The organism is Novosphingobium sp. PhB165 (assembly GCF_004341845.1).
Classification (GTDB): Bacteria; Pseudomonadota; Alphaproteobacteria; order Sphingomonadales; family Sphingomonadaceae; genus Novosphingobium.
The window spans coordinates 1074457-1095960 of the sequence record NZ_SLVB01000001.1 but is presented as its reverse complement, the minus strand read 5'-3'; the positions used below and the strand labels follow the sequence as shown (position 1 = coordinate 1095960).

Here is a 21504-nt window from a genome sequence, read left to right as displayed (position 1 = left end):
GCCTCCGCAGCAATACTGCGGGGGCCTTCAATCGTCTTGCGATGTCCCGCTCTATAATGACCCCATGGGGACATGGCCGGGGCCACCGGTGCCGAAAGGCACGGGCGGCCGGCCGTATCATGGGGAATGGCGGCGATGGGGGGAGCGCGAAAGGCTCCGGGGCGGACGGCTTCGGCATGGCACGGCGCTGCGACGGCGAGTCTGCTGGCACTTGCTTTGGCGGGCTGCGGTGGAGGCGGTGGCGGCGGCGTGAATTCGACGCCCGTTCCCACGCCGACCCCGACGCCCGTTCCGACCCCAACACCAACCCCGACGCCCACACCCACGCCGACGTCCTCGATACCGTCCGGCTATGTCATCACGCCCGCCGCCCAGCAGGCAAAGCGCTCCGCCAATGATGACGCCGAATACCGGCGCAATTACGTCTCGTTCGAATATGTAAACGCGCTCTACGCGCTCGATTCCGGACATACCGGGCAGGGCGTACTGGTCGGCGTGCTCGACGACGGGGTGAAGGCGGTCTCCGAACTTTCCGGGCAGATTTCCTCGCTCAGCCGTGACTTCGGCACCGTCACGCAAGGCGGCGTGACGACGAGCCGCAATGTCGTGGGTGACGACTGGTCGGACCACGGCACCATGGTCGCCGGGGTGATCGCCGCGAAGAACGACGGGGCAGGGGTTCAGGGCATAGCGCCCGATGCCAAGGTCGTCGCGCTGCGCATCAGTGCTGTCGATCTTGACGAGAGCGATACCGAAAAGGCCGAAACGCTGGGCATCCACATGGCCGAGGCGCTCGACTACGCGGGGCAGAACGGGATCAAGGTGGTCAACGCCTCGATTGCCAAAGTCGATTCTTCCGTACCCAGCGCCTATTGGTCGCAGGCAGTGGCGAAATACGCGGCAACCGGCGGCCTGTTCGTCAATGCGGCGGGCAACGAAGGCCTTGCCAATGCCGATGGCTATCTGGATGTCACCGCCGCCAATCGCGATGCGTGGCTTTTCGTGGTCGCGCTCGAAGGCACACAGACCAGCTACCAGCTTACCGATTATTCGAACCAGTGCGGCGCTGCCGTCATGGACCACTGCGTTGCGGCGATGGGCACCAGTGCCACGCAGGCGGTGGACGGCAGCTATGACTGGTTTTCAGGCACGAGTGCGGCGGCGCCGCAAGTCTCCGGCCTTGCCGCGCTGATCCTGTCCAAATGGCCGCAGCTTACCGGCCAGCAGGCGGGGCAGGTGATCCTCGCCACCGCGCGAGACATCGGGGTTCCCGGTGTCGATCCGGTTTTCGGCCACGGGCTGATCGATGTGCAGGCCGCGCTCTCTCCGGTGAACCCCACGCTTTCGAACGGCACCGTCGCCACGGCGGCGGGCACTACCGAGCTGCTGCTGCCGGATGCCGTTGCGGCAACGGACATCAAGGCCAAGGCACTGTCGTCGGTGACGGTGCTCGATGCGTTCGGGCGGGATTTCAGCGGCGATCTGTCCGGTCTCGTGGCCCGGCCGCGCGATGTGCCGCGCAGCATGGAGCGGCAAGTGGAAGTGCAAAGCCGCGCCGGAAGCACCCGCTTCGATACCGGGGATCTGCACGCCAGCATGGGCTTCTCCGCGCTGCGGACCGGGCCGGACGGCAGCGAAATGCGCGGGTTCCTCACCAGCGGCGAACTGGCGGTGCGCACGGGCTCGACATGGCTCACGGCCTCGCTCCATTCCACCGACGCCGTCTCGCCCGAGTTCTTGGGCATCGCGCCGAGTTCGGACGCGGTGTTTGCCTATTCGCCGCTCGCCGACATGGCGTTCGGCGCGGAACATCCGCTGGCGGGTGGCAGGCTGGGGATCGCCGTGGTGGGGGGTTCCGAGCACAGCGAAACGGTCCGGCAGCCCCGCGCGGCGGGTGCGGTGGTGAACTGGCGCACGCAGGGGACCAGTCTCAAGGCGGGCGTGATCGACGAGGACAACGCGGTCTTCGGCACGCCGACAGGCGGTGGTGCGCTGCGCTTCGGAGACGGCGCGACCACTACGTTTGTCGAAGCGGCGCAGTCCGTGCCGCTGGGCGGAGGCTGGGGGCTGTCAGGCTATGCCAGCCTTGGCGCAACGCGGCTCGAGCTGGCGGACGACATGCTGCTCACGCACGCGGGCACGCTTGCCACCACGCGCTTTGCGCTGACCGCAAACCGGGGCCTCGCGGGCGGCGTGCTGCGCATCGGCTTCGCGCAGCCGCTGACCGTGATCGCGGGGCAGGGCACTTACACACTGGCGACGGGCTACGATCTTGAGAGCCGGTCGCTGGTGTTCGGCGAGCGCAAAGTCGGCTTCGGCAAGGGCATCGATCCGCTGCTCACGTTCGGCTTCGAGAGGGGCAGCAAGGCGTCGCAATTGCAGCTTGCGGCGGCGGCGAGGGCGGACGGCGGGGACGTTCGGCTGCTCGGCACCTGGCGCCTCTCGCTGCGCTGAAGCCGCATCGGGGCCGGAGCGCACACGGCGTCCCCGGCCCCTCGCTTTCAGGAGCGGTATTCAAGCCCTTCCGACCAGTCGCCGTTCAGTGGGACATGCGATGTGGCGGCAGCAGGCTGCGTATTCATCAGGCGGTGCAGCAGGCGCTTGCCTTCGTCCCAGCTTCCAAGCTTGGAATCGGCATTGATATGGCCCGCGTCGCCCGCGTCCTCGAATTGGCTGCCCCATTGCTTGGCCAGGAGCTTGGCCGTCGGAAAGCCGATCCATGGATCGTTGCGGCTGGCGACGAGGATCGAGGGGAAGGGCAGGGCATCCGCTGGCGTGGGTGCAAAGCCGTTGAGCCGATCGTCGCGCGGGAAGAAGTCGACCTCGGGCGGGGCCACCAGGAGGGCACCGATCACGGGATTCGACCAGCCGGGCTGCTCGAACTTGGCCCACCACGCGGTGAGCAGGCAGCCCAGGCTATGGGCAACCAGCACCACCGGGCGTCCGGCGCGCTGCACGGAAAGGTTCAGCCGGTTGATCCAGGTGTTGCGATGCGGCTTTGCCCATAGGCCAAGGTCGACCATCTGGGCGTCTTCCATTTCGTCTGCCCAGCGGCGCTGCCAATGACCTGCCCCGCTGCCGTCAAGGCCGGGGATGAGCAGGACGAGCGGCTTTTCGGCAGGCGCTTCAGGGATTTGCGTCTGTGCCATTTATCTTCTCCCGTAAGGGGCGCCCGCCGGCGATGAGGGGGGAGACCGGAGGGCGATGCGACTCCTATAAACTCAACCAAATGAGTTGACAATGAGTCTGCGCCCAGCGGAGGGCCGCTTTCGACGATCCGTTAAGGTGAGGGCAGCCGGGCCCCATGCACCTGTCCGCAAATGATGCGTTGGCAATCGGCCCGCCCATGCCCCATATGCCCCCGGCCCGGGACCGGGCCCCGAACCAAGCGCGCCAAGGGGCGCATCAGGAGCAAGCCGCATGTCCGAATTCGACTACGACCTCTTCACGATCGGCGCCGGATCGGGCGGCGTGCGGGCCAGCCGGATTGCGGCGTCGCACGGTGCGCGGGTGGCGGTGGCGGAGGAGTACCGGGTCGGCGGGACCTGCGTGATTCGCGGCTGCGTGCCCAAGAAGATGCTCGTCTACGGCGCGCACTTTGCCGAGGATCTGGAAGACGCCAAGCAGTTCGGCTGGGACATTCCCGAAGCGAAGTTCGACTGGGTGAAGCTGCGCGACAACGTGCTGGGCGATGTCGACCGGCTGAACGGGCTCTACACGCAGACGCTCGAAAACAACAAAGTCGAGATCTTCCACGAGCGCGCGACGATCACCGGCCCGCACGAGATCACGCTGTCCAGCGGCGAGAAGAAGACCGCCAAGGTCATCCTCATCGCCACCGGCGCGCGTCCGCAGGTGCCCAATTGCCCGGGGCACGAACTGGGCATCACCTCGAACGAGGCGTTCCATCTCGACGCCATTCCCCAGCGCATCCTGATCGCCGGGGCAGGCTATATCGCCAACGAGTTCGCCGGCATCTTCAATGAATTCGGCGCCAAGGTGACGCTCATCAACCGCTCGGACCAGCTCCTGCGCGGCTATGACGAGCAGCTGCGCGACCGCCTGCTGGAGATCTCGATCGCCAAGGGCATCGACTTCCGGTTCAATGCGGACTTCCGCGGCATCGAGAAGAATGCCGATGGCTCGCTGACCGTCTCGATGACCAACCACGAGCCGCTCGAAGTGGACTGCGTGATGTTCGCCACCGGCCGCGTGCCCAATGTCGAGGGGCTGGGGCTGGAGAACGTCGGCGTCGCGCTGGACGACAAGAACGCCATTCAGGTCGACGACTATTCGCAGACCAACATCGACCACATCTATGCCGTGGGCGATGTGACCAACCGCGTGCAGCTGACCCCGGTCGCGATCCGCGAGGGGCAGGCCTTTGCCGACACCGTGTTCGGCGGCAAGCCGACGACGGTCGACTATTCGTGCATTCCCTCGGCGGTGTTCAGCCATCCGCCGATCGGCTCGGTGGGCCTTACCGAGGCGCAGGCGCGCGCGCAGTACGGCACGGTGGAGATCTACACGAGCGACTTCCGGCCGATGAAGAACGTGGTCGCGCACCGCAACGAGCGTTCGCTTTACAAGATGGTCTGCGAGGCGGGCACGGGCCGCGTGCTGGGCCTGCACATGATCGGGCCGGAATCGCCGGAGATTATCCAGGCCGCCGCCATCGCCGTGAAGGCGAAGCTGACCAAGGCCGATTTCGACGCCACCATCGCCGTTCACCCGACGATGTCCGAGGAACTCGTGCTGATGAAGTGATCGCGGGCGGTTTCGTCTGGCTGATTGGCAACCGGGGCTGCGGTGACTGTTCGTTCAGTTGCCGCGGCCCTTTTGCATTTGCTTCGGGGCGCCGGAAAGATGGAGGGCGGGAGCATCTTGTCGCACAGGCGATGGCTGCATGCCCAAACCCATCGGTGGGGCGAAATCGGCCCGAATGTGCCACTTTTGTCGTTTAACCGTGCGATTAAAACTATTGACCTTGGCGTTTCAACCTGCCTTAGCAAGTGCAACGAATTCGTGCCGTCAAGGTCACTGCCAAGGGATAACGGATGTCAGCCAATATCGCCGAAATGGAGAAGCGCCGCGCCGCAGCAAAGCTGGGTGGTGGTGAGAAGCGCATTGCCGCGCAGCACGCCAAGGGCAAGCTGACCGCGCGCGAACGCCTCGATATCCTGCTGGACGAAGACAGCTTTGAAGAGTTCGACCTTTACGTCGAGCATGACTGCACCGATTTCGGCATGGAGAGCCAGAAGATCCCGGGCGACGGCGTCGTCACCGGATCGGGCACCATCAACGGCCGCCTTGTCTATGTGTTCAGCCAGGACTTCACCGTGTTCGGCGGCTCGCTCTCGCACCGTCATGCGCAGAAGATCTGCAAGCTGATGGACAACGCGATGAAAGTCGGCGCGCCGGTGATCGGCCTCAACGATTCCGGCGGTGCGCGCATTCAGGAAGGCGTGGCTTCGCTCGGCGGCTATGCTGAAGTGTTCCAGCGCAACGTGCTCGCTTCGGGCGTGGTGCCGCAGCTTTCGCTGATCATGGGCCCCTGCGCGGGCGGCGCGGTCTATTCTCCGGCGATGACGGACTTCATCTTCATGGTGAAGGATAGCTCCTACATGTTCGTCACCGGGCCGGACGTGGTGAAGACCGTGACCAACGAAGTCGTCACGCAAGAGGAACTGGGCGGCGCGATCACGCACTCCAGCAAGACCTCGGTGTCCGACCTCGCGCTGGAAAACGATATTGAGGCGCTGCTGGCGGCGCGCGATTTCTTCGACTTCCTGCCGCTCAACAACCGCGAGGAAGTGCCCGAGCGTCCCTGCGCCGATCCGTGGGACCGCGCTGAGGAAAGCCTCGACACGGTGATCCCGCCTTCGGCCAACCAGCCTTACGACATGCATGAGGTGATCCGGAAGACGCTCGACGAGGGCGACTTCTTCGAGGTCCAGCCGCTGCATGCCGGGAACATCATCGTCGGTTTCGGCCGTATCGAGGGCAAGACCGTGGGCGTCGTCGCCAACCAGCCGATGGTGCTGGCGGGCGTGCTGGACATCAACTCGTCCAAGAAGGCCGCGCGTTTCGTGCGCTTCTGCGACGCGTTCAACATCCCGATCATCACGTTCGTGGACGTTCCCGGCTTCCTGCCGGGCACCGATCAGGAGCACAACGGCATCATCAAGCACGGCGCCAAGCTGCTGTTCGCCTATGCCGAGGCGACCGTGCCGAAGATCACCGTGATCACCCGCAAGGCCTATGGCGGCGCTTACGACGTTATGGCGTCCAAGCACCTGCGCGGCGATCTCAACTATGCCTGGCCGACCGCCGAAATCGCGGTGATGGGCGCCAAGGGCGCGGTGGAGATCATCTTCCGCGGCCTCTCGCCCGAAGGCATCGCCGAGAAGACCAAGGAATACGAAGACCGCTTCGCCAACCCCTTCGTGGCGGCGAGCCGGGGCTATATCGACGAGGTGATCTACCCGCACTCGACCCGCAAGCGCATCGCGCTGGGGCTGCGCAAGCTGCGGACCAAGAGCCTCGAAAATCCCTGGAAGAAGCACGACAACATTCCGCTTTGATAGCGTCACGGATCGCGGCGCATCGCCTTTGGGCGAGCACCGCGATCCACCCCGGCCGCGAAAGACGGCACGCATCGAAAAACCAGATTGGGAAGTCAGGTCATGGAAGACATCTACATCGTCAGCGGCGTACGCACGGCAGTTGGTGATTTCGGCGGCTCGCTGAAGTCGTTCATGCCCTCCGATCTGGGCGGCAAGGTCGTGACCGAGGCGCTGGCCCGCGCGGGCGTTTCGCCTGAGGACGTCGGCCACATCGTCATCGGGCAGGTCATGCCGACCAGCGCCAAGGACGAGATGCTCAGCCGCGTGATCGGCCTTAACGCGGGCGTGCCGTTCGAGGTGCCTTCGATGACGCTCAACCGTCTTTGCGGATCGGGCGTGCAGGCGATCGTTTCGGCCGCGCAGATGATGAAGCTGGGCGAGGCGGGGATCACCGTAGCGGGCGGCGCGGAATCGATGTCGAACGTGCCCTATCACGACCACGGCGTGCGCTGGGGCAAGAAGATGGGCGACAACACGCAGGAAGACGCACTGACCGTCGGCCTGTCGGACGCCATCGGCGGCTACCACATGGGCATCACCGCCGAGAACGTGGCGGAGCGCCACTGCATCTCGCGTGAGGATATGGACACGGTCGCTGCGACCAGCCACCAGCGCGCCGCCAAGGCTATCGCGGAAGGCCGCTTCAAGGAGCAGATCCTCCCCGTCGAAGTGAAGACCCGCAAGGGCGTCACTGTCTTCGATACCGACGAACATGTCCGCGCGGACACCACCGTCGAGACGCTCGGCGCGATGCGTCCGGCGTTCAAGAAGGACGGTACGGTCACTGCGGGCAACGCCTCGGGCATCAACGACGGCGCTGCCGCCGTGGTGCTGGCGACCGCTTCGGAAGTCGAGAAGCGGGGCCTGAAGCCGATGGCGAAGATCGTCGCCTGGGGCCATGCCGGTGTCGAGCCTGCCTACATGGGCGAAGGCCCGATCAAGGCGGTGCCGTTGGCTCTGAAGCGCGCCGGGCTCTCGCTCGACCAGATCGACGTGATCGAGAGCAACGAGGCTTTCGCCGCGCAGGCTGCCGCCGTTTCCAAGGTGCTGGGCTTCGATCCGGAGAAGGTGAACCCCAACGGTTCGGGCGTTTCCATCGGCCACCCGGTCGGCGCGACCGGCACGATGCTCGCCATCAAGTGCATGTACGAATTGAAGCGCACGGGCGGGAAGTACGGCCTTGTCACCATGTGCATCGGCGGCGGGCAGGGCATCGCCCTCGTGCTTGAGAACATGGCCTGAGCCTGTGACGGAGGCGTTACTCTTCCTTGCTGTCCTGACGGTGTTCTGTTGGCTGACGGTATGGGAAATGCGACGCTTCGGCCGCTTGAGGCTGCAGATTGGACGGAGCGGGGTAGAACATTGGCTGACAGAAAACGAACGGCCGAAGCTGTTTCGAGCGGTGCTGGTCTTGATGACAGCTCTGCCGGTCGTCGTTGGAAGTATGATGCTAATGTCCCAACTGAAGGTTTTTGCTAAATGAAGCTGGGTCGTCTCAACCACATCGGCGTCGCCACGCCGGATCTCGACGCCTCGATTGCGTTCTATCGCGACGTGATGGGCGCCACCGATATTACCGAACCTTTCGTGCTGGAAAGCCAGCAAGTGCGCGTCTGCTTCGTCAACACGCCGGGTGAAGACGGCACGGCGGGCACGCAGATCGAACTGCTCCAGCCCACCACGCCGGACTCGGCCGTGGGCAAGTGGCTGGAGAAGAACCCGCTCGGGGGCCAGCATCACATCTGCTACGAAGTGCCGGACATTCACGCGGCCAAGGCGTGGTTCGAAGGCCTTGGCAAGCGCGTACTCGGTGAGCCGCGCATGGGCGCGCATGGGACGCTGATCTTCTTCGTCCACCCCAAGGACATGGGCGGTCAGCTCACCGAGATCATGGAAACGCCCAAAGAGGCGCATTGAATAGAAGCCGTCGCCCAAGCTCCACCGTCATCCTGAACTCTTTTCAGGATCCATTTCGCCTCCGGGCGACGACGGTGAGAGGGCGAGGAATGGATCCTGAAACACGTTCAGGATGACGAAGCTGCAAGGGTAGTGCGATGACCGAGGGACCGAACATCAACGACTGGAAGGCAGCCGCCGACAAGGAGGTCAAGGGCAAGGACCTGACCTGGAACACGCCCGAGGGTATTGCGGTGAAGCCGCTCTACACTGCCGAGGACGTGACCGTCGATCCCGGCCTTCCCGGCTTCGCGCCGTTCACGCGCGGCGTGCGCGCCTCGATGTATGCCGGCCGTCCCTGGACCATCCGCCAGTATGCGGGCTTCTCCACGGCCGAGGAATCGAACGCTTTCTATCGCCGCAACCTTGCGGCAGGTCAGAAGGGCCTTTCGGTCGCCTTCGACCTTGCCACCCATCGCGGTTACGACAGCGACCATCCGCGCGTCGTGGGTGACGTGGGCAAGGCCGGCGTCGCCATCGATTCCGTCGAGGATATGAAGATCCTGTTCGACGGTATTCCGCTCGACAAGATGTCGGTCTCCATGACGATGAACGGCGCGGTGATCCCAATCCTGGCCTTCTTCATCGTTGCGGGCGAGGAGCAGGGCGTCGATCGCAAGCTGCTCGACGGGACCATCCAGAACGACATCCTCAAGGAGTTCATGGTCCGCAACACCTACATCTACCCGCCAGAGCCTTCGATGCGGATCATCTCGGACATCTTCGGCTACACCAGCCGCGAGATGCCGAAGTTCAACTCGATCTCGATTTCCGGCTATCACATGCAGGAAGCCGGCGCGACGCAGGTGCAAGAACTGGCCTTCACCATCGCCGACGGCGCGGAATACGTGAAGTACGGCGTGGCATCGGGCCTCGATATCGACAAGTTTGCGGGCCGCCTCTCGTTCTTCTTCGCCATCGGCATGAACTTCTTCATGGAAGTGGCCAAGCTGCGCGCTGCGCGCGTGCTTTGGCACCGGGTCATGACCGATCTGGGCGCCAAGGACGAACGGTCGAAGATGCTGCGCACGCACTGCCAGACTTCGGGCGTGAGCTTGCAGGAGCAGGACCCCTACAACAACGTCATCCGCACCACGATCGAGGCGATGGCCTCGATGCTGGGCGGCACGCAGTCGCTGCACACCAACGCGCTGGATGAGGCGATTGCGCTGCCGACCGACTTCTCGGCCCGCATCGCCCGCAACACGCAGATCATCATCCAGGAAGAGACCGGCATGTGCAATGTCGTCGATCCGCTGGGTGGATCCTATTACATCGAATCGCTGACGCAGCAGCTGGTCGACCAGGCCTGGGAGATCATCGAACGCGTGCAGGCCGAGGGCGGCATGGCCAAGGCTGTCGCCGCTGGCTGGCCCAAGGCGATGATCGAGACCGCTGCCGCCGCCCGTCAGGCCCGTGTGGACCGGGGCGACGATGTGATCGTCGGCGTCAACAAGTACCGCCTTGCCAGCGAAGACCTGCTGGAAACGCTGGAAGTGGACAACGCCAAGGTCCGCGAAGGTCAGATCGCCCGCATCAACAAGATGAAGGCTGACCGTGACGAGGCCGCCTGCCAGGCCGCGCTCAAGGCCCTGCGCGACGGTGCCGCCGCGCCCGCCAGCATCGAGAACAACCTGCTCGCACTCGCCGTCGAATGCGCCCGCGCCCGCGCTACGCTGGGCGAGATCAGCTCGGCCATGGAAGACAGCTTCCAGCGCTATGGCACCCAACCGACCCCGGTGAAGGGCGTCTATGCCGCGCCTTACGAGGGCGACAGCCGCTGGCAGCAGGTGCTGGACGGTGTGCAGGCCGTGGAGCGCCGTCTCGGCCGCAAGCCCAAGGTGCTGGTCGCCAAGATGGGTCAGGACGGCCACGATCGCGGCGCGAACGTGATCGCTTCCGCCTTCGGAGACATGGGCTTCGACGTCGTGTCCGGCCCGCTGTTCCAGACTCCGGAAGAAACCGTGGTGCTGGCGCTGGAGAGCGCGGTCGACGTGGTCGGCGCGTCAAGCCTTGCGGCAGGTCACAAGACGCTGATCCCCGAACTGATCCAGAAGCTGCGCGAAGCCGGTCGCAGCGACATCAAGGTGATCGCCGGCGGTGTCATCCCGCCGCAGGACTATGAATTCCTGCGCAATGCCGGCGTTCAGGGCATCTACGGCCCCGGCACGAACGTGGTGGAATGCGCCGCTGACGTGCTGCGCCTGCTCGGCCACAACATGCCGCCGCTCGGTTCTTCGCTGGAAGCGGCGGAATAAGGACGGCGATGCTGGATCGACGCCGCGCTTGTGATTATGGCGGAGCTTTGGCCCCGCGTTATCCCGCGCGCGTTCCGGCTGCCTGAGGAATGACTATGACCGAGACCCCCGCCGTCACTGCACGAAACGACTGGACCCGTGAGGAAATCGCGGCTCTGTTCGACCTGCCGTTCACCGAACTGGTGTTCCGCGCAGCCGAAGTCCATCGCGCCAGCCATCCGCATAACGAAGTGCAGCTTTCCACGCTGCTTTCGATCAAGACCGGCGGCTGCGTGGAAGATTGCGGCTATTGCTCGCAGTCCGTTTCGGCCAACAGCGGCGTCAAGGCGACCAAGCTGATGGAAGTGCAGCAGGTGCTCCAGCGCGCGGCGCAGGCGGCGGATCAGGGCTCGACCCGCTTCTGCATGGGCGCCGCTTGGCGCAACCCCAAGGACCGCGACATGCCCGCCATCATCGAGATGGTGAAGGGCGTGCGCGCCATGGGCATGGAAACCTGCATGACGCTGGGCATGCTGACGCCCGATCAGGCGGACATGCTCTCCGAAGCGGGCCTCGACTACTACAACCACAACATCGACACCTCGCCCGAGCGTTACGATCAGGTGATCACCACGCGCACGATGGACGACCGCCTCGACACGCTGTCGAACGTGCGCATGGCGGGCATCAACGTCTGCTCCGGCGGCATCGTCGGCATGGGTGAGACGCGCGCCGACCGTGTGGGCTTCGTCCACACTTTGGCGACGCTGCCCGATCACCCGCAATCGGTGCCGGTCAACGCGTTGGTTCCCGTGAAGGGCACGGTGCTGGGCGACATGCTGGCCGACACCCCGCTAGCCAAGATCGATGACGTGGAATTCGTGCGCACCGTGGCGGTCGCGCGCATCACCATGCCGCTGTCGATGGTGCGCCTCTCGGCAGGCCGCGAATCGATGTCCGAAATGACGCAGGCGATGTGCTTCATGGCCGGTGCGAACTCGATCTTCACCGGGGACAAGCTGCTGACCGCGCCGAACTCCGGCGACGACAATGACGCGGCGATGTTCGCGCGCCTCGGCATCAAGCCGATGGCCATCGAACTGACCCCGGCGCAAGTCGAAGCCCAGCGTATGCCCAAGGGCTGTGCGAAGCTGGAAGCGGCCGAGTGATCCACGGGTGATCCTGCCGATCCTCCTCCTGGCCTCGGAGCCCGCGATCGATTGCGCCAATGCGATGACGCAGACGGACATGAATGTGTGTTCGTACCGCGACTTCCAGTCGGCCGACCGCGCGATGAACGAGGCTTGGGGGAAGGCGGCAGCGGCGGCGAAGGGGGCCGACAAGCAGGGCCCCGGCGGAAATTTCAATCGGCTGCTCGATGCGCAGCGCAAGTGGATCGCTTATCGCGACGCCCAGTGCTTTGCAGAGAACGGCCCGCGTGAGGAAAGCGGCACGATCTGGCCGCTCCAGCAGAACGGTTGCCTCAAGGAATTGACCGAGGCACGCACGAAGCAACTGCGTGACTATGGGAATGCGGGGAATTGATGCTCCACGCCTTCCGCTCGCAAATCCGTCATGCTGAACTTGTTTCAGCATCCATTTCTCGCCTCGCGCCGATGGTCTGTGCGGCGCGATGGACCCTGAGCCGTCAGGCCAGCAGAGCTAAACGAGTTCAGGGTGACGATGGAGGAAGGCGCGGGAAGTGAATGCAAAGACGACCATGCCGGAATGGCCTTGGTCGTCGCGGCACTGGTTTTGATGTTCAACGCCGGGTTCAAGCACGGCGACTGAGTTGGGAGTTACGGGGTTGTTCAAGAAAATCCTCATCGCAAACCGAGGCGAGATTGCCTGCCGCGTGATCAAGACCGCGCGCCGCATGGGCATTCAGACGGTGGCCGTCTATTCGGACGCCGATGCCCGCGCACCTTTCGTGCAGATGGCCGATGAGGCCGTCCACATCGGCCCCGCGCCTGCCGCGCAGTCGTACCTGATTGCCGACAAGATCATTCAGGCCTGCAAGCAGACCGGCGCCGAAGCCGTCCATCCGGGCTATGGCTTCCTGTCCGAGCGTACCTCCTTCGCAGAGGCGCTGGCCGCAGAAGGCATCGAGTTCATCGGCCCTCCCGTCGGCGCCATCGCCGCGATGGGTGACAAGATTGAATCCAAGAAGCTTGCCAAGCAGGCCGGCGTCAACGTCGTGCCCGGCTTCGTCGGCGAGATCGAGGATACCGAGCACGCCGTGCGCATCTCGAACGAGATCGGCTATCCGGTGATGATGAAGGCCTCGGCCGGCGGCGGCGGCAAGGGCATGCGCCTTGCCTACGACGAAAAGGACGTGCGCGAGGGCTTCGAGTCCGTGAAGCGCGAGGGCCTGAACTCCTTCGGCGACGACCGCGTCTTCATCGAAAAGTTCATCCTCAACCCGCGCCACATCGAGATCCAGATCCTCGGCGATAAGCACGGCAACATTCTCTACCTGAACGAGCGCGAATGCTCGATCCAGCGTCGCCACCAGAAGGTGGTGGAGGAAGCGCCGTCGCCCTTCGTCACCGAAAAGATGCGCAAGGCCATGGGTGAGCAGTGCGTCGCCCTGTCGCGTGCAGTGGGCTACTATTCGGCCGGTACGGTGGAACTGATCGTGTCGGGCGCCGACCCGACGGGCGAGAGTTTCTACTTCCTGGAAATGAACACCCGCCTTCAGGTCGAACACCCGGTCACTGAAGCGATCACCGGTGTCGATCTGGTCGAACAGATGATCCGCGTCGCCGCCGGCGAGAAGCTGGAGATGACGCAGGCCGATGTGAAGATCGACGGCTGGGCCATCGAAAACCGCGTCTATGCCGAAGATCCCTATCGCGGCTTCCTGCCCTCGACCGGCCGCCTCGTGCGCTATCAGCCGCCGGTTGACGGCTGGGACGACGACGGCTCCGCAAACGGCCGCCGCGGGATCGACGGCGTGCGTGTCGATGACGGCGTCTATGAAGGCGGCGAAGTCTCGATGTTCTACGACCCGATGATCGCCAAGCTGATCACCTGGGGCGAGACCCGCGACGAGGCGGCCGACAAGCAGGTTGCCGCGCTTGACCTGTTCGAGATCGAGGGCCTTGGCCACAATATCGATTTCGTCTCGGCCATCATGCAGCACCCGCGCTTCCGCTCGGGCGAACTGACCACGGGCTTCATCGCCGAAGAATATCCCGAAGGCTTCACCGGTGCGCCTGCGTCGGAGGAACTCAAGGGCAAGCTGGCGGCCGTCGGGGCTTTCGTCGCCACCGCGCGGGCCGACCGTGCGCGCCGGGTCGACGGGCAGCTCGCCTCGCGCCGTCTGGCGCCGCCGTCGGAATGGACCGTCATCATCGACAAGGCGCCTTTCGAAGTCGTCATCGACGATGAGGACGTGACCGTGAACGGCATCTCCGTCGACCTTGCGATGGAATATACGCCGGGCGACCGCCTGATCGACGCCGAGATCGACGGCGAGGCTATCGGCATCCGTGTCGCGCCTACGCGCACGGGTCTGAAGATGACCACGCGCGGCGCGATCCACGACGTGCAGATCCTGCCCAGTCGCGTGGCTTCGCTGACCAAGCACATGATCGAAAAGATCCCGCCGGATCTTTCGAAGTTCCTGATCTGCCCGATGCCGGGTCTGCTCGTCGCGCTCCATGTGGGCGAGGGTGACAAGGTCGAAGCCGGACAGCCGCTTGCCGTCGTCGAGGCCATGAAGATGGAGAACATCCTGCGCGCCGAGAAGTCGGGCGTGGTGAAGGCGGTCAATGCCAAGGCGGGCGAAAGCCTTGCAGTGGACGCCGTGATCCTCGAAATGGAATAAATGCATCTAGATCATGACCCCGCCGCACCTGCCGGCGACGAAATCACCTTCGATCAGTTCCTTTCCGTAGACATCCGCATCGGCACCATTGTCGCGGCGGAAGTCTACGAAGGGGCTCGCAAGCCGAGCCTCAAGCTGCGGATCGATTTCGGTCCCGGTATCGGCGAGAAGAAAAGCGTCGGACAAGTCGCGGCGCTCTATTCTCCCGAGGAACTGATCGGCAGGCAGGTGGCGGCGGTCGTGAACTTTCCCAAGCGGCAGATCGGCAAGGCGCTGTCCGAAGCGCTGACGCTCGGCTTTGCGGACGAGGAGGGCCGGGTGGTCCTCTTCGCGCCGGACAAGCCGGTTCCCAACGGTTCGAGGTTGTTCTGATGGCGGGTTTTGCCGCGCTCCTGTCCGAAGCGCCGGAGATCGACGGCGGCTTCGCGTTCGATATCACAGAGGATTGGCTGCAGGGGCGCACTGCCTATGGCGGGCTGACGTCAGCGATCGCTCTGGCCGCCGCGCGGCGGGTCGATCCTGAACTGCCGCCACTGCGCTCGGGCCAGTTCGCGATGATCGCGCCGCTGGCCGGACGGGTCGAGGCGCGGGCGCGGATCGTGCGCAAGGGGCGCAATGCCACCTGGGTTGCGGCGGAACTGTCGGACGAGAAGGGCGTGGGTTTCAGCGCGAGCTTCGTGTTCATGCGCCAGATCGAGAGCGCGGCCGATATCGCGGGCTATACGATGCCGGAAGGCGTGAGCCCGGTCGAGAGCGCCAAGCCGGTGCCGATGGAGCATGCGCCGGTATTCCTGAAGCAGAACTTCGATGCGCGTTTCGCGCTGCCGAAATCGGCGCTGGGTGAGGCGGACTTGTGCTGGTGGGTGCGGCTCAAGGAACGCGAGGGCCTCGATCCGGCGGTGGAGGCTGTGCTCGTAGGGGACGCGCTGCCGACGGCGGTGCTGCCGCTGCTCAATTTCCGCGTGCCGATCAGTTCGATGCACTGGCACGTCAACATGCTTGAGCCCGCGCCTACGACCGAGGACGGCTGGTGGCTGCTGCGTTCGACCAGCGAATTCGCGCGCGATGGCGGGGCGAGCGAGCATATCCTTCAGTGGAGCGCCTCGGGCAGGCCGGTGATTGCAGGATTGCAGTCGGTCGCCGTGTTTGGCTGAGGGCGAGCCGCCACTCCACCTGCGATTTCAACAAAAATCCCCGTCGCCCCCGCGAAGGCGGGGGCCCCGCTTTCCTTGCCCCATGCGCAAGGCCTGAAGAACAAGCGGGATCCCCGCCTTCGCGGGGATGACGGGTTTATCCGCTCAGGCGGGGTTCGGCTCACCCGCCAGCGTCTTGCCCAGCACGATCTTGAACACCGAGAAGGCGACGAGCCCCAAAGTGGCCGCGCCCACGTGCATCAGCCAGAACGACACGATGTCCATCGTCGAGTACCAGCCGCCGACGACGCCGACGATCTTGTTGGCCCCGAAGAACGCCAGATAATAGATGCCCACCACGGTCGCATTGAGCGAACGCGGCGCGATCTTGGTGAACAGCGCAAGGCTCACCGGCATGATGTGCGCAAAGCCGATCGAGTTGAACAGGTGGAACATCACCGGCCAGAACAGGCCGATCTTCCCGCCCCCGGCCGTTGCCGCCGCGATCACCAGGCACATGCCGCCGGTCATCGAGAACAGCGAGCCGATGATCATCTTGCCCAGTTCGTCCGGCTCGCGCCCGGTGTGGCTGGAATGCCACTTCCAGAACGCCGCGACTGCGACCAGCATCGAGAAGCTGAGCGTCGCATCCACCGTGATCATCCAGCTCGTCGGCAGGGTCTCACCGAAGAAGGTCAACTGGAACTTCGCATCCGCCCAGACGAGATAGGCGTTGAAGATCTGCTGGTTGCTCATCATCGAAATGGCCAGCACCGGCACTAGCACTGCCAGCGCACCAAGCCGCGGCCAATCGCTGCGGGTGAGGGGCTGGCGGGGCACCTTTTGCCCGCGCGCCGCGCGGTTGTCTTCCGGCAGCCAGGGGCGCGCCTTCAGGTAGATCAACAGGCCGATCACCATGACGACGCCGGCAGTGCCGAAACCGTAGTGCCAGCCGACCTTCTCGCCCAGCGTACCGGCGATCAGCGGGGCAGCGATCACCGAGACGTTGATGCCGATGTAGAAGATCTGGAAAGCCATGGCGCGGCGCAAGTCTTCCGGCTTGTAGAGTTCGCCCACCTGGCTGGCGATGTTGCCCTTGAACAGGCCGACGCCCACCACCAGCGAGATCAGCGCGAGCAGGAACATCCCTTCGAACGCCATCAGGAAGTGGCCGAGCGACATGACGATCCCGCCCGCGATCAGCGTGGCCCGGCGGCCCAGCCAACGGTCCGCGATCACGCCGCCGAGGATCGGCGTCAGATAGACCAGCGAGGTATAGTCACCGAAGATCGCCGATGCGAGCGGCTGACCTTCCAGCCCGGCATAATGCCAGCCGCGCAGCCACGAAAGACCCAGCACTTTGCCCACGTTCTCAGGCAAAAGCAGGTACTTGACCATGTAGAGCACGAGCAGCGTCTGCATCGAATAGTACGAAAAGCGCTCGCAGCCTTCGACGAACGAGAGGTAACCCAGTCCGCGCGGATGGCCGAGGAAGGCGCGGTCGTCGCGCTCGGCTTCCTCGGGGAAGTCCAGCTCGGGGGTGGCTTCGGCAATAGTCATCGCATTCCCGGAAATATTGTTATATTTTAAGGATGTTTGTGTTCTTGGAGCATGCCTATAATGACGTGTCCCGGAAATGTCACGTCGTTGACGTCATGGCGTCGGATTCCGCTGCTTAGCTCGTCAGCTTTTGACGTGCTCGGGCTTGCCCTTCCGCTTGGTGGCGGCAAGCTTTTCAAGCTGCTTCTCGCTCATCGAATCGACCATCTCGCGCGAGGCGCCTTTGAGCGCGCTCTTCGCCGTCTCTCCGCGCTTGGCGGAGAGGGCCGCACCGGCGGCTTTCTGCTGGGCTTTGGACTTGGCGGGCATGGCGGTCTCTCCCTTGCCGTGATGCAAGGAAGGACGCGCGTCCCGCCATCGAAGTTCCCGAAAAACGCCGAAACCGCGCCCGGTCAGGCCGGGCTGCGCGCCAGTTCTGCGTCGAGGAACTGGGCCACGTCCTCAAGCGAGACTTCGCGGTCCAGATAAGTCTGGCCGATGCCCTTCATCAGCAGGAAGGGCAGGGTGCCTGCGTCCATCTTCTTGTCGTGGAGCATGTGATCCACCAGCGCTTTGCCGTCGCAATCGAGGCCCAGCGCCGCGAGGCTCGCGGGCAGTCCGATCTCGCCGATATGACGGGCGACATGCTCGGCGGTGGCCTGCGGCATAAGGCCCTTGCGCGCCGAATAGCGGGCGGCAAGTACCATGCCCAGCGCGACGCCTTCGCCGTGCAGCAGGCGGTTCGAAAAGCCGGTCTCGGCCTCCAGCGCATGGCCGAAAGTGTGGCCAAGGTTGAGCAGGGCGCGCTTGCCGGTGGTCTCGAATTCGTCCTCGGCAACGATTCGGGCCTTGCTCGCCACCGAATGGGCCACGGCATATTCGCGCAGTGAGGCGTCGCCATCGATCATTGCCGCGCCATGCGCATCGCACCAGGCGAAGAAGTCCGCATCGTCGATAAGGCCGTATTTCACGACTTCGGCATAGCCTGCCAGCAGTTCGCGCCGGGGCAGGGTTTCAAGCGCGGAGAGATCGGCCAGGACCAGCGAGGGCTGGTGGAACGCGCCCACCAGGTTCTTGCCGGCGGGGGTATTGATCGCGGTCTTGCCGCCGACGCTCGAATCGACTTGCGCCAGCAGCGTGGTGGGCACCTGGATGAACTTGCAGCCGCGCTTGAGCACGGAGGCGCAGAAGCCGGTGAGATCGCCGATGACGCCGCCGCCCAGCGCGATCACGCTGTCCCCGCGCTCGACGCCGAGTTCGAGCAGCCAGTTGACCGTAGCGGCCAGTTCTTCCCACGACTTGGTTCCCTCGCCCGCAGGGAGGATGCGCCAGTGCGGCTCGTGCCCGTTCTCGCGCAGCGAGGCTTCGATCACGCCTCCCCATGCGGCGTGGACATTGCTGTCGGTGACGATCGGCACGCCGCGCTTGCGCAGCAGTCCCCGGCAGTTCGGCACGAGTTCGGCCAGCAGCCCGGCGCTCACGCGCACTTCGTAGGGGCGTCCAGCGATGTCGACGGAGATCACAGCCATTGCGAGAGTCCCTGAAGTACCTTGTTGATCGTCTGGACGTGCGGTCCGCTGGCGCTGACCACGTGAATCGGTGCCTGTGCGTAGTGCGGCCGGCGATCCTCGCGCAGGCGCGCCAGAATTTCGCGCGGCTCGCCGCCTTGCAGCAGCGGGCGATTGTCCTTGCGCGCGGTGCGTTCGACCAGCGTGTCCACCTCGCTGTCGAGCCAGACAGTGATAGCATGATCGAGGATCAGCGCGCGCGTCTCTTCATTGCAGAAGGCCCCGCCGCCGGTAGCGACGACACACGGTGCTAGGCCCGCTCCCAGCAGGCGCGCGATCACGCGGCGCTCACCGTCGCGGAAATAGGCCTCGCCATAGGTTTCGAAGATCTCGGGGATCGTCATCTGCGCCGAGCGTTCGATTTCCTCGTCCGCATCGACGAAGGGAAATTCGAGCAGGGTGGCCAGCCGCTTGCCCACGCTGGACTTGCCCACGCCCATCATGCCGACCAGCACGATAGGCCTGTCGATCCGCCGGGCGAGAGCGGCAATTTCTTGCGCGGAAAAGCGGGTCTGTTGAACGTCCATTGCCCCACCGCCTATAGTTGCGCTAGGTCGCAGCGCAAGCATCGGTGAAGGAAGGTGAGTGACGATACCAAAGGGCAGGCGAAGGCTTCCGGGCGTGACTGCGGCTGTGGTCGTCGCGATTGTGGTGGTTGTCGGGGGCATGGCCTGGGCTGACGGTGGTCGCCGGCAGATCCGCGATATCGTTCAGCCGGTGTCTGTTCCGGAGCTTCCGCGATGAATTCCCGTATCCGCGCCTGGCATGTCTTGGTCGGCACCGCTCTTGCGCTCACGTCGGTATGGGCGGTGGCGCAGGATGCGCCCGAATCGCTTCTGCCCAAGGGTTTCGAGGAACCCACGCCCACACCTACGCCCGCTGCGGCACCGGCTGCGGCCGGCAACACCGCCGCGCCGCGTGCGATTTCCACGCCCATGGTGCAGCCGATTCCCGGTACCGCGCCTGCGGCTGTCGATGCGGGAGCGGCGATTCCCGCGCTTCTCGGTCAGGGCGGGCTGACCCGCGTGCCCACGCTCGAAGAGCTTGAGCGCATGTCGCCCGAGGATTTCGAGGATCTGCTCGGCAACAAGATCGATCTCGACATGCCGCCGCAGGCGCGTCGCTCGATGGAGCAGATCGGCCTGATGGATGACAGCGAAGGCGGCCTGCCTGCCGCCTCGCTGGGATCGCAGAATGCCTCTGTGGTGGAAGCGGCGCTGGCGGCCAATCAGGGCCAACTGGTGTCGCGCTGGGGGCATATCCTGCTCCGCCGTGCGCTGATCTCGCGCCTTGCCCCGCCTGCCGGGATGAGCCCGCAGCGCTTCCTTGCACTGCGCGTGGCACTGCTGCTGCGCATGGGCGAAAGCGATGCCGCGCGCGCCGTGTTGCAGGATATCGACATTGCCAATTACACGCCGGAACTCGGCGACCAGGCGTTCGAGACATACCAGCGCGCGGCCGATTTCACCGGTCTTTGCCCGGTCTTCTCGTCCGTGGGTTCGCTGCGCGACGATGCGCAGTGGGATGCGGCCAAGGCGATCTGCGAGGCATTCCGCGGCAGTGGCGCTTCGGCCATGGCGAAGCTCGACAAGATGCGCGTGCACGGTTCGATGGAGCGCATCGATCTGCTGCTTGCACAGAAATACGCCGGGGCCGCAGGTCGTTCGCGCAAGGCGGTGACGATCGAGTGGGACGGTGTCACGACGATGACGCCCTGGCGCTTCGGACTGGCCAATGCCGTCGGCCTGACGCCGCCGGACAGTGCCATGGCCGATGCCGATCCGCTTTATAATGCGATGACCGCGCTTGCGCCGATGGTCGGGCTAGAGCGCCGCGCCGCCGCGGCCGATCACGCCGGTTCCAGCGGCGTGCTGTCGAATGCGGCGATGGTCGACCTCTACGGCCAGCTCTATTCCGATCCCGAAGTGACCGGCGACTGGCAACAGCGTGCGGAAACCCTGCGCAATGCCTATGTGCTGGAGGATCCCTCCGCGCGCTTCTCGGCGATGCAGAGCTTGTGGAACGGGGCCAATGGCGCCGATGCCGTTTATGCGCGGCAGGTGCTGACCGCCGCTGCTGCTGCACGCATCGCGCCCACCAAGGATATGGAGGATCAGGCTCCGGCGCTGCTGACCTCGATGCTGGCGGCCGGATTCGATTCCAACGCGCTGGCCTGGTCGCCGGTGGTGGCTTCGGGCAGTCAGGGCTGGGCGTTGCTGGTTCTTGCCGCTCCGGGCCGCATTCGCACGGTCGGGGCCAGTCCGGTGAACACCTATATTGATGCCGACAACAGCACCGACAAGCGCCGCAGTGCTTTCCTCGTTGCCGGTCTGGCGGCGCTGGGGCGCATCGATTCGAGCGATGCAGGCAGCCTTTCCGGCCAACTGGGGCTGGGGCTGGATAGCAGCACCCGCTACACCGCCGCGCTTGACCGCGCTGCTGCCAATGGCGATTCCGCCGGCGTGGTGCTGCTTGCCGGGCTTGGCATGCAGGGTGACGACTGGCACCGGATGACGCCGCGGTATCTCTTCCACATCGTCTCGGCGCTGCGCACCGTGGGGCTTGAGGCCGATGCGCGGATGATCGCGGCCGAGGCCGTGGCGCGGGCCTGAT

At 64.7% G+C, this 21504-nt stretch carries 18 protein-coding genes; 13 read left to right on the top strand and 5 right to left on the bottom strand.

Going from position 1 to position 21504, the window contains the following annotated elements; all coding sequences use genetic code 11:
* The first annotated feature begins 72 nt into the window (after window positions 1-72).
* Window positions 73-2454: a S8 family peptidase gene (locus EDF56_RS05190; protein ID WP_243652395.1), complete on the top strand. Its 2382-nt coding sequence runs from the start codon at window positions 73-75 to the stop codon at window positions 2452-2454.
* 47 nt (window positions 2455-2501) lie between these two features.
* Here EDF56_RS05190 and EDF56_RS05185 read toward each other — a convergent pair whose 3' ends face one another.
* A complete protein-coding gene (locus tag EDF56_RS05185; protein ID WP_132385599.1) occupies window positions 2502-3149 on the bottom strand; it encodes an alpha/beta hydrolase in 648 nt (215 codons plus the stop codon).
* A 271-nt stretch (window positions 3150-3420) separates the two neighbouring features.
* Between EDF56_RS05185 and gor the strand changes: the two genes are divergently transcribed.
* From gor to EDF56_RS05135, 11 genes are all read left to right on the top strand, one after another.
* The gene (gene gor, locus EDF56_RS05180) at window positions 3421-4767 is read left to right on the top strand and encodes a glutathione-disulfide reductase (protein WP_132385598.1); all 1347 of its coding nucleotides are present in this window, start codon (window positions 3421-3423) and stop codon (window positions 4765-4767) included.
* 290 nt (window positions 4768-5057) lie between these two features.
* The gene (locus EDF56_RS05175; RefSeq protein WP_132385597.1) at window positions 5058-6584 is read left to right on the top strand and encodes an acyl-CoA carboxylase subunit beta; all 1527 of its coding nucleotides are present in this window, start codon (window positions 5058-5060) and stop codon (window positions 6582-6584) included.
* Between the two features lie 102 nt (window positions 6585-6686).
* The gene (gene bktB, locus EDF56_RS05170) at window positions 6687-7868 is read left to right on the top strand and encodes a beta-ketothiolase BktB (RefSeq protein ID WP_132385596.1); all 1182 of its coding nucleotides are present in this window, start codon (window positions 6687-6689) and stop codon (window positions 7866-7868) included.
* A gap of 4 nt (window positions 7869-7872) precedes the next feature.
* On the top strand, window positions 7873-8109 hold the full coding sequence (locus tag EDF56_RS25855; RefSeq protein WP_165912076.1) for a hypothetical protein: 237 nt from the start codon (window positions 7873-7875) through the stop codon (window positions 8107-8109).
* Window positions 8106-8543: a methylmalonyl-CoA epimerase gene (mce, locus tag EDF56_RS05165; protein ID WP_132385595.1), complete on the top strand. Its 438-nt coding sequence runs from the start codon at window positions 8106-8108 to the stop codon at window positions 8541-8543. Before EDF56_RS25855 ends, mce begins: the two co-directional genes overlap by 4 nt.
* A gap of 137 nt (window positions 8544-8680) precedes the next feature.
* Window positions 8681-10840 (top strand): methylmalonyl-CoA mutase, encoded by a 2160-nt coding sequence (gene scpA, locus EDF56_RS05160; protein ID WP_132385594.1) that lies wholly within the window; start codon window positions 8681-8683, stop codon window positions 10838-10840.
* Between the two features lie 89 nt (window positions 10841-10929).
* Window positions 10930-11988 carry a biotin synthase BioB gene (bioB, locus tag EDF56_RS05155; protein WP_207904615.1) on the top strand — a complete coding sequence of 353 codons (1059 nt, stop codon included), beginning with the start codon at window positions 10930-10932 and terminating at the stop codon, window positions 11986-11988.
* Between the two features lie 64 nt (window positions 11989-12052).
* Window positions 12053-12364: a lysozyme inhibitor LprI family protein gene (locus EDF56_RS05150; protein ID WP_132385810.1), complete on the top strand. Its 312-nt coding sequence runs from the start codon at window positions 12053-12055 to the stop codon at window positions 12362-12364.
* 262 nt (window positions 12365-12626) lie between these two features.
* Window positions 12627-14651, top strand: a complete 2025-nt coding sequence (locus EDF56_RS05145) for an acetyl/propionyl/methylcrotonyl-CoA carboxylase subunit alpha (protein ID WP_132385592.1) — start codon at window positions 12627-12629, stop codon at window positions 14649-14651.
* Entirely contained in the window at window positions 14652-15023 is a 372-nt protein-coding gene (locus tag EDF56_RS05140) for a tRNA-binding protein (protein WP_132385591.1), read from the top strand.
* On the top strand, window positions 15023-15805 hold the full coding sequence (locus EDF56_RS05135) for a thioesterase family protein (protein ID WP_132385590.1): 783 nt from the start codon (window positions 15023-15025) through the stop codon (window positions 15803-15805). The genes EDF56_RS05140 and EDF56_RS05135 overlap by 1 nt, the downstream gene beginning before the upstream one ends.
* A gap of 144 nt (window positions 15806-15949) precedes the next feature.
* On the opposite strand, the gene EDF56_RS05130 is transcribed toward EDF56_RS05135, so the two are convergent.
* The 4 genes from EDF56_RS05130 to EDF56_RS05115 all read right to left on the bottom strand — a co-directional run bounded on the left by EDF56_RS05130 (window position 15950) and on the right by EDF56_RS05115 (window position 19418).
* Complete coding sequence (locus EDF56_RS05130; protein ID WP_132385589.1) at window positions 15950-17344, bottom strand: peptide MFS transporter; 1395 nt, start codon at window positions 17342-17344, stop codon at window positions 15950-15952.
* A gap of 123 nt (window positions 17345-17467) precedes the next feature.
* A complete protein-coding gene (locus tag EDF56_RS05125) occupies window positions 17468-17653 on the bottom strand; it encodes a DUF3008 family protein (protein WP_132385588.1) in 186 nt (61 codons plus the stop codon).
* Between the two features lie 83 nt (window positions 17654-17736).
* A complete protein-coding gene (gene aroB, locus EDF56_RS05120) occupies window positions 17737-18852 on the bottom strand; it encodes a 3-dehydroquinate synthase (protein WP_132385587.1) in 1116 nt (371 codons plus the stop codon).
* Window positions 18843-19418: a shikimate kinase gene (locus tag EDF56_RS05115; protein WP_132385586.1), complete on the bottom strand. Its 576-nt coding sequence runs from the start codon at window positions 19416-19418 to the stop codon at window positions 18843-18845. Before EDF56_RS05115 ends, aroB begins: the two co-directional genes overlap by 10 nt.
* A 213-nt stretch (window positions 19419-19631) precedes the next feature.
* Between EDF56_RS05115 and EDF56_RS05110 the strand changes: the two genes are divergently transcribed.
* The gene (locus EDF56_RS05110) at window positions 19632-21503 is read left to right on the top strand and encodes a hypothetical protein (RefSeq protein ID WP_243652394.1); all 1872 of its coding nucleotides are present in this window, start codon (window positions 19632-19634) and stop codon (window positions 21501-21503) included.
* The last annotated feature ends 1 nt before the right edge of the window (window position 21504 follow it).